Annotated in this window: 10 protein-coding genes and 1 pseudogene; 6 read left to right on the forward strand and 5 right to left on the reverse strand. The window is 29.8% G+C overall.

Going from position 1 to position 8,364, the window contains the following annotated elements; genetic code table 11:
• A partial coding sequence (locus KPL37_RS18510; protein ID WP_216151551.1) for an IS256 family transposase occupies window positions 1–805 on the forward strand: 805 nt, incomplete at its 5' end.
• Between the two features lie 316 nt (window positions 806–1,121).
• On the opposite strand, the gene KPL37_RS18515 is transcribed toward KPL37_RS18510, so the two are convergent.
• The 3 genes and pseudogenes from KPL37_RS18515 to KPL37_RS18520 form a co-directional block, all read right to left on the reverse strand.
• Window positions 1,122–1,577, reverse strand: coding sequence for a GGDEF domain-containing protein (locus KPL37_RS18515; RefSeq protein WP_246578373.1), 456 nt, complete (start codon window positions 1,575–1,577; stop codon window positions 1,122–1,124).
• Window positions 1,578–1,595: 18 nt separating this feature from the next.
• Window positions 1,596–1,709 (reverse strand): annotated as a pseudogene (locus KPL37_RS20460) (hypothetical protein); the annotation flags it as partial.
• A gap of 57 nt (window positions 1,710–1,766) precedes the next feature.
• Window positions 1,767–2,285: a PAS domain-containing protein gene (locus KPL37_RS18520; RefSeq protein ID WP_216151552.1), complete on the reverse strand. Its 519-nt coding sequence runs from the start codon at window positions 2,283–2,285 to the stop codon at window positions 1,767–1,769.
• Window positions 2,286–2,494: 209 nt separating this feature from the next.
• On the opposite strand from KPL37_RS18520, the gene KPL37_RS18525 reads away from it, so the two are divergent.
• From KPL37_RS18525 to KPL37_RS19990, 4 genes are all read left to right on the forward strand, one after another.
• A complete protein-coding gene (locus tag KPL37_RS18525; protein ID WP_216151553.1) occupies window positions 2,495–2,680 on the forward strand; it encodes a hypothetical protein in 186 nt (61 codons plus the stop codon).
• A 350-nt stretch (window positions 2,681–3,030) separates the two neighbouring features.
• Window positions 3,031–3,972 carry an Rpn family recombination-promoting nuclease/putative transposase gene (locus KPL37_RS18530; RefSeq protein ID WP_216151554.1) on the forward strand — a complete coding sequence of 314 codons (942 nt, stop codon included), beginning with the start codon at window positions 3,031–3,033 and terminating at the stop codon, window positions 3,970–3,972.
• A gap of 467 nt (window positions 3,973–4,439) precedes the next feature.
• A complete protein-coding gene (locus tag KPL37_RS19985; protein WP_343216308.1) occupies window positions 4,440–4,979 on the forward strand; it encodes an LCP family protein in 540 nt (179 codons plus the stop codon).
• Window positions 4,980–5,018: 39 nt separating this feature from the next.
• A complete protein-coding gene (locus KPL37_RS19990) occupies window positions 5,019–5,300 on the forward strand; it encodes an LCP family protein (RefSeq protein ID WP_246578374.1) in 282 nt (93 codons plus the stop codon).
• Window positions 5,301–5,390: 90 nt separating this feature from the next.
• Here KPL37_RS19990 and KPL37_RS18540 read toward each other — a convergent pair whose 3' ends face one another.
• Window positions 5,391–6,815: a sodium:solute symporter family protein gene (locus tag KPL37_RS18540; RefSeq protein ID WP_216151555.1), complete on the reverse strand. Its 1,425-nt coding sequence runs from the start codon at window positions 6,813–6,815 to the stop codon at window positions 5,391–5,393.
• Window positions 6,816–6,859: 44 nt separating this feature from the next.
• A complete protein-coding gene (locus tag KPL37_RS18545) occupies window positions 6,860–7,066 on the reverse strand; it encodes a DUF3311 domain-containing protein (RefSeq protein WP_216151556.1) in 207 nt (68 codons plus the stop codon).
• Between the two features lie 602 nt (window positions 7,067–7,668).
• On the opposite strand from KPL37_RS18545, the gene KPL37_RS18550 reads away from it, so the two are divergent.
• Window positions 7,669–8,202 carry a VanZ family protein gene (locus tag KPL37_RS18550; protein ID WP_216151557.1) on the forward strand — a complete coding sequence of 178 codons (534 nt, stop codon included), beginning with the start codon at window positions 7,669–7,671 and terminating at the stop codon, window positions 8,200–8,202.
• Window positions 8,203–8,364 lie beyond the last annotated feature (162 nt).

The raw sequence follows: 8,364 nt of genomic DNA on the forward strand, positions 1-8,364 counted from the left end.
AATGGTCTCGAATATAACAAATAGGATTATGCCTGTAGTTACAGAGTGGCAAAATAGGGCACTTGAAAAAACATACTCATTTGTTTTTTTGGATGCAATACACTATAAAGTTCGTGACGACAAGCATATTATAATCAAGGCAGCTTATGTTGTTCTAGGTGTAAATATGGATGGAGAAAAAGAAGTACTTGGTATTTGGATAGGAACAAATGAAAGCAGTAAGTTCTGGCTTTCAGTACTTAATGACCTTAGAAACAGAGGTTTGAAGAACGTTTTGTTGTTTTGTATAGATGGCTTAAGCGGCTTCAAGGAAGCAATAGAGGCTGTCTATCCCTTTGCAAAAATACAACGTTGTATAATTCACCAATTGAGAGCAAGTATGAAATATATACCACATAAAGACAAGAAGGCATTTGCAAAAGATTTGAAAGCTGTTTATGGCGCAGTGAATGAGGATCTTGCACTTGAAAATTTAATGTCTGCAAAAGAAACATGGGGTAGTAAATATCCAAATGCAATAAAAAGCTGGGAAGATAATTGGGATAATCTTATAACTTTCTTTGCATTTCCAGATTATATTCGTAGAATTATATATACCACAAATGCCATAGAGAGCCTTAACAGTCAATTCAGAAAAGTAACTAAGACAAAGCTTATATTTCCGAACGATGATAGTCTTATGAAGATGCTATATTTGGCAACTGAAAAGGTAAGTAAGAAATGGACTAGAGCATATTCAAATTGGGACCTTGTTATTAGCCAGCTCAATATATTATTTAGTGAGGTCTTAAATGAAGGAGCGTAGCTTTGGGACTCCGTCCCTCAAACCCCTAGGAGGTATAGTTCAATTTTCTCTGTTAAATAAGTAAAACGGATCACCCAAAGGTAATCCGTTAATATATTATTTTTCAATAACGACTCAATTCACTTATCAACACTTCCCTAACATAATACTTAGAGGGTATATTAATAGCTTAAAATGGAAATGATATACTGAAAAGCAATTACAAAGTAACAACATTTATAAACTATATTAACATTTTTTCATAATTAAATAATTCAATTATTTTGCTTAAAGAAAGAGAATACACAAAATAATTTACACCCTCTTTATTTGAGAATTATTTGCTTTGTTTATTTTTATACATGTTCTTATCAGCAATATTAATAAACTGTTTTGTTACTCCTATAGATGTTTCAGAGAAAGAGTATCCTATAGATACTTTTACTTGAAGTTCCCGATTATGCTTATTTTGCTTACATATTGATTCATTTAGAATTGCAAATAAAGCCTTAACCTTATTAAGCGGTACATCTTTAATTATAACTATAAATTCATCCCCACCTGTCCTAGCGATAACTGAGTTTTTAGTAAAGGTATCCTTTAATATATTAAAAAAACGGACTATTAATTTATCACCAAACTCGTGTCCAATAGCATCATTAGTTGTTTTTAAATTATCCAAATCATAAAATATAATACCTATGGGAAGGTCTTTCTTAGTATTTAGAATATGGATTTCTTTTTCTAGATAACATCTATTATATGCTCCAGTTAAGCAGTCTAAATAACTCAACTTTTTAAGTCTTTCTTCTAATTGCTTTTTATCTGTAATATCCCTACTAAATCCTTCTATTTCAACTAATGTTCCATTTCCATCGTATATAGGAATACAGTATTCTTCTAGCCAAACATAATGACCACCTTTATGTTGATATCTAGCAGAAAGATGTTTAGTAAAGTCAGTGTCATTAGAAAGCTTTTTTTAAATAATATAAAGATCATCAGGGTGAACTATATTAAATATAAGCATTGGATTAGTGTAGTATTCTTCCACATCATAGCCTAGGAGTTTTTTTATGGAAGGACTTATATATGTAAATTTAAATGTTGGATTTAACTCAGATCTATAAATAATATCCCTGGACTGCTCAAATATTTGATTCATTATTTTCTCATGGGTATATGATGATATGTCAATCAAGGAGAGCCTGTACCCAATTATATTATTCTTATCATCTACTATTTGCGAACCTGCTAAATCAACTGGAATAACAACACCTTTTTTTGTTATAACGGAGGATTTTAAGGTTGTTGTCGATATGGAGTTTTGGGGAATAAAAGAAAGAATATTTTGGATGTTTTTATTTAATAGCTCTTCAATGGAGTAACCTAATAGAGTAGAGCAGTTGTTGGTGATAAAAGTTATTAGATTATTAATATCAATTTCAATGTATATTTCTCTTAAAAAACTAGACATTTCGATGTTGTTATAATAGCACATATAAATTCTCCTTTAGATAATTTGAAATATTTATTTTAAGTAACTAAAATTTCATTATTTTTAATTATATGTCTTTTATAGAGAATAGTATATAGTAATGAGTTAAGTTGCATTTTGGGCTATTATAAATTAAAAATAACATTTGTTATATTGAGAGGTAAGTAACACTCAATAAACGGATTTGCTACGCATCATCCATTTATTGGAATGTGGTCGCATCAGCAGCCTATTTTATGGGAATGAATAAAATAGGCATGAGAAGCTGGAATATCGAATGCGGGGGAATGCGGTATCTAGACAAAGATGGAACATCTGATGTGGATATAAAAGAAAAAAAGTTGGGTAGAAAAGTTAAGAAACTGGGAAAAGAAGAGAAACAAAAAACTTGGCGATAGCCAGGGTATGGAACTACTTATATATATGCAATAATATATTTGAGTAGTTTTTTCGTCGTGAAGCCAAGGTTCCACGACAATATTTTAACAACATTTTGGAAGCTTCAAGTCTGCCATCTTCTATAAGTGGCAGTTGTCTAGCCTAGTAAAATTGATTTGTTGGCAGGATAACAATTGATAATTGTTATCTACCCCAGAGACCTACCAAGAGGTAAATCTGCTTCCAAAGTTGTTAATATTTCAGCTCCCCAGGAGATGATTTAATGATTTAAAAGTAGTGTAAAGGAAAAATTAATATGATATAATAAAATTAATTAAAGGAATACAGAATTACAAGGAAGTGAATAATTTTGACAAAAAAACATGATTTTGATGCAGCATGGAAATCAATTTTGGAAGCATTTGAAGTGGAAATAGTAGAATTGCTTTTCCCAGAGATATTTAATAAGATAGCTTGGGAGCTTGGAACAGAATCATTAGATAAAGATTTGCAAGAAATACAGAAAGATATATTTGATAAAGATAGCGCTGAAAACATAATATCGGATAAGATAATAAAGGTAAGATTAAAAGATAAAGGAAGCAAGATCTTATTTATTCATGTAGAGGTACAAAGTTATATTAGTGGGCATGAAATTTTTGGAGAAAGAATGTTTAGATATTTTTATAGGATATGGGACAAATTTAGATATAAGAATAAAGATAGGTCAGAAATAGTAGCTGCAGCAATATATACTTATAAAGGTAATAGTGGAAAAGATAAAAGTTATGTATATAAATTACCAGAGTTAGAAAATGAAATATTAATATATAACTTTAAAACTATTGATGTAGAAAAAATGGAACTTGAAAATATTAGTGATGATAATCCAATCAAATTAGTTTTTAAAATGGCGAAAAGTTTATTAGAAACCGGTGCAAGAGACGAGGATATATATGAGGCAAAAATAAAACTATCAGATGAATTAGCAACCTATAATAAAGTTAAAAACAATGATCAAATAAAAGCATTAGTAGATTTTTTAGGATACTTATTTTTAACTGAAGACATTGCGTTTGAAAAGAAATATGAAGAATATAAAAGGGAAAGAGGAGGTGCATTTAAATTGAGTATAGACGAGATTAGAAGATTGCACTATAAGGAAGAAGGGAAAGAAGAAGGAAAAGGAGAAGAAAGAAAACAACTAGTACTTAAACAATATAGTAAAGGACTTTCTGTAGAATATATTGCAGAAATAAATGATCTAGATGTTGAATATGTGAGGGAAGTAGTAAAGGATGCCATTCACTAGCATCTAAATCAAATTTAGAAGCGCACAAGTTGGGGTGAAAACTGGGAGAGTTGAGTGAAGAATAGAGATGAAAAAACTTGGCGACAGCCATGTGAGGGAACTACTGAAATTTATAGAGATATAATTTTAGTGGTTTTTTTGTTTTAGAAATAAGCAGATTAAAAAGAGGGAAGATTTTGTGAAAATATGTCGATAAATAATAGAAATAGGGTTGAAAATTAAATAAATATGCTATAATAATTAACGAGATACAAGTTAATTATTATATAATCGCAATAATTAACGAGATACAAGTTAAATATTATATAATCGCAATAATCAACTAAATTGTACAAAGGATGAGGAGAGAAAACATGAAGAAAAATAAAAACTAGAAGAAGGTCTTTTTAAGTGTATTTATTATTTGTTTATTAATTGTCACAGGAGTATTTGGTTATGGTCTTTATAAACTTAATAAAATAAACACTGTGGAAATATCTAAAACTGATGATAACTTGGGTATTAATGCTAAAGCATTATCTCAAGGCGAAGATGCTAAGGGTATAACTAATATTGCTTTTTTTGGTGTAGATAAAATGGATGTAAATCAAAAAACAAGTCTTTCAGATTCTATAATGATAGTTTCCATAGATTCAAACAATAAGAAAATAAAAATCTCATCTATTATGCGAGATACATATGTAAAAATAAAAGGTCATGGCCAAACAAAGATTACCCATGCATATGCATATGGTGGTCCACAACTTGCAATAAGAACTATTAATGAGAATTTTAATTTGAATATTAGAGATTATATAACTCTTGATTTCTTTTCATTTGAAAAGATAATAGATGCTATTGGTAGTGTAAGTATTGATATTAAACAAGATGAAATTAGTCCTATTAACGATAAAATAGTAGAAGTTTCTAAAATAGAAAAAAAATCTGTTCCCAAAATTACAAAACCGGGACTACAAAATTTAAATGGACTTCAGGCTGTTGCGTATACACGAGTACGATTTACCTAGGGTGGCGATTATCGAAGAATTGAAAGACAAAAAACGGTAATGTCACTTATTAGCGCAAAGGTTCAGTCATTAGGGTTAGCGAAATTTCCGTCGGTTGTGTCTGAGCTTTTACCTTATACGGAAACAAGTTTAAGCAGTATGGATATAATAAAGCTTGGTGCAAAAATGCTTACATCGAATATAACAACATTGGAACAGGAGAGATTCCCAATGGATGGCTACAGCGAGGGTAAAACAATAGACAAAGTTTGGTATTTGGTTGCTGACATGAAGTCTACTATAACCCAGTTGCATAACTTTATTTATAAAGATATAAAATAAAGTATCTATTAGAGTTTAGTGCCTGCAGATGCTTTCAATTTATAGTTGAAATCACTACAGGCAGTAATACTAAATATGAACTAGAGAGCATTATTCACTTGTCAATTGATCATAGCGTAGTATTGTTTCATCATCTGGTTTTGTAAGTAAGCTCACAATAATAGTTATAACAAAATTAATTATTAATGCTACAAAGCCTTTACTTATACCGTAAGGGAGTGTGGTCATTAAAAACAATGAAACTACACTAGTCACGAGTCCAGACAATATGCCCCACTTTGTTGCTCTTTTCCATGTAAATGCGAAAAGTATTGAAACAAAGGCCTGCGTTAGTCCTGAATATGAAAGTGCCACAACTCCTAACATAAGCATTGGGTAATAAAGTGATAAAATAGCACTACTTGCTAAAAATATTCCTGTTATAATACGTGTCCAAAGAGTCATTGATCCTTCACTGATATCTGGTTTTATTACTCCAAGAATATTTTTGGAGAATAGTCCACCAACAGTAAGTCCAACAAAAGCCATAACAAAAATAGCAGTTAAAGCACCACCACCTGCGATTAATCCTACTGCCCAACCAGGTAGGGTATTTATAGCTACTGTAAGTAAAGCATTATCTGGATTTGCTATATTTTTGAAATTATTAACTGCATAGTAGGCTGCTATTATAAGAAATGGCATCATAATCATATATAATGGCATTAATATTGAATTTTTTCTTAATATTCTTTTGTTGCTAGCAGACAGAGTTGCTTGCGCAGTGAATGGTAACATATAAAAACCTAACATTTGAAATATAATTATTGTGATTGTATTTGGAACTGCACTTGGCTCAACAGTCAGTGTTTGAGGAGCTACTTTAATTGTATTAGCAAATATCCCTGTTATTCCGCCTGGAGTTTTAGCTACACATACACAACCAATAATAACGATGCCTAGGACTAAAAGAATATCTTTTAGAATACTAACCCAAGCTGGAGCTCTTATTCCTGCAATAACAATATACGAAAAAGCTAAAAGTATAGATATTAAGATACCTGTAGTAGGACTAAAGCCTAAATTAAGAAATTTAAAAAGAATTGTCATTCCTGCAAATTGATTTTGTACCCAGGGAACAAGAAATATTATAGCTACTGTTGCAGATACAAATTGTACAAGTTTACTGTTATAACGCCAACCTATTGCATCGCAAAAGGTACTTGCTTTAGATAATCTACCCATTTTCCATATGTATGGATTAATGAAATATCCAACTGGATATGCTAGCAATATATATATCATAAACCAAACTACATAAGATGCACCTTTTGAATATATAGCACCTGGAGTTCCGATTAATGTACCAATACTGTAGATTTCACCTACTGAAAGAAAAAACATTAGAAAAGGTCCGAAAGAACCACCAGCTGTCATAACTTCACTCATGTTTGAATTTATTGCACCACGTTTAGATAATATTGCTATAACAACGGAGAATGCTAAAATTGAAAAAAATACTATAATTGCTATCATTTATTTATGCTCCTCTCTAGTTAACTATCAATATTTTATTAGATTTACTCGTCAATTTTATTTGCGGGATCAATTTTAAATGCAATATATAAACAAAGGGAAGTTAAAAATAACCATGAGAAAATCCAGAAATACATAAATGGAAATCCCATTATTACTGGATAAATTCGGTTGTATAAAGGAAATAAAACAACTAATCCAAAAAATGGAATGCCAAATCCAATAAAAAATGCCGGTTTTCTACTTTTCATAATATATCATCCTTTCAACAAAAATATTTATAATAATGACATTAAATATGTCTTAAAAACGACTTCGTATATGTAGCTTTTTATAATTTTCTAAATAAAGCATTTATAAATATAGATAATATGAAATATATTTAAAGAAATAATTCATTTGACTTAAAACAGTATTCTAAAATTATATTATGTGCTATGCTTAAAAATGGGAGCTTAAAAATGAAATAATTCACTTTATTATTAAAACATAGTGATTATATTGCCCCTAATGAATTATATTGTTCGCAAATTATTCATATTTTTTTGCTTATTATAGTCTAATTGTTACTAATATTACTTTTTATAAACTAATATGTCAAGTGTTTATGAAATATTAATAAAAGTAAAATTCATAATTCTCATTAAGCCACCATAAAACAGTAGATAGTATGTTTATTGTAATGAAATTGCGTTAGCAACTTAGTATATGTAAGTGCATAAAGAAAAATTGGAAAATGGATGGGTATAAATAAGAAGGGGAAATAGGCAAAAGCTGAAAAAGTAGCAGTATTAAGATTTATAAGGTGATACGTGTTATAATATAGACTATCGTAAAACTGGATGGTGATATATTGAAGAAATTAGCAATCGTACTATGCGTATTAGCAATGGGATTTATATTTTATAATTCTTCTAGATCTGGTTCATTATCAAATTTACGAAGTTATGGAATAGTTCAATCGATAAGGGATGTTAAGTATGATGTAGAAGGTAAAACAGATTCAAATAAATCAAAGCAGGGTGTACTACCCATAAGTGCTAGAGATGAAAAAATAAATTTAGTTATTAGAAAAAATGCTCATGCATTTGAATACTGCTTACTCGCAGTTATTGTTTCGAATTTTTTATTCTTAATAGGGATGAGGGGAAAGAAGGCATTAACTACTATAATGTTTATATGTCTATTATTTGCAAATGGTGATGAATTCCATCAATTATTTGTACCTGGTAGAACATCATTAGTAAGTGATGTAATGATAGATTTTGTAGGTTCTTTAATAGGTATTGGATTATTCTATTTTGTGTATTATAAGATATATAAAAGGCAGACAAAAGACACACAATTAAATCAAAAATATAATCACAAAAATTATTATTTTAAATAATAAGAAGAAGTAATGAAATGAATGATAATAACTAAATTAGCTTTGCAAATGAAGGGGCTGTCTCAAAATAGAAAGTAATTTCTATTACGAGATGGCTCTTTTTTTTTCTGCAAATACAAAAGTGGATTCCGAGGAATCCACTTTTGGTGTATAATTTAAGCA

Source organism: Clostridium frigoris, assembly GCF_018861865.1.
Lineage (GTDB): Bacteria > Bacillota > Clostridia > Clostridiales > Clostridiaceae > Clostridium_AD > Clostridium_AD frigoris.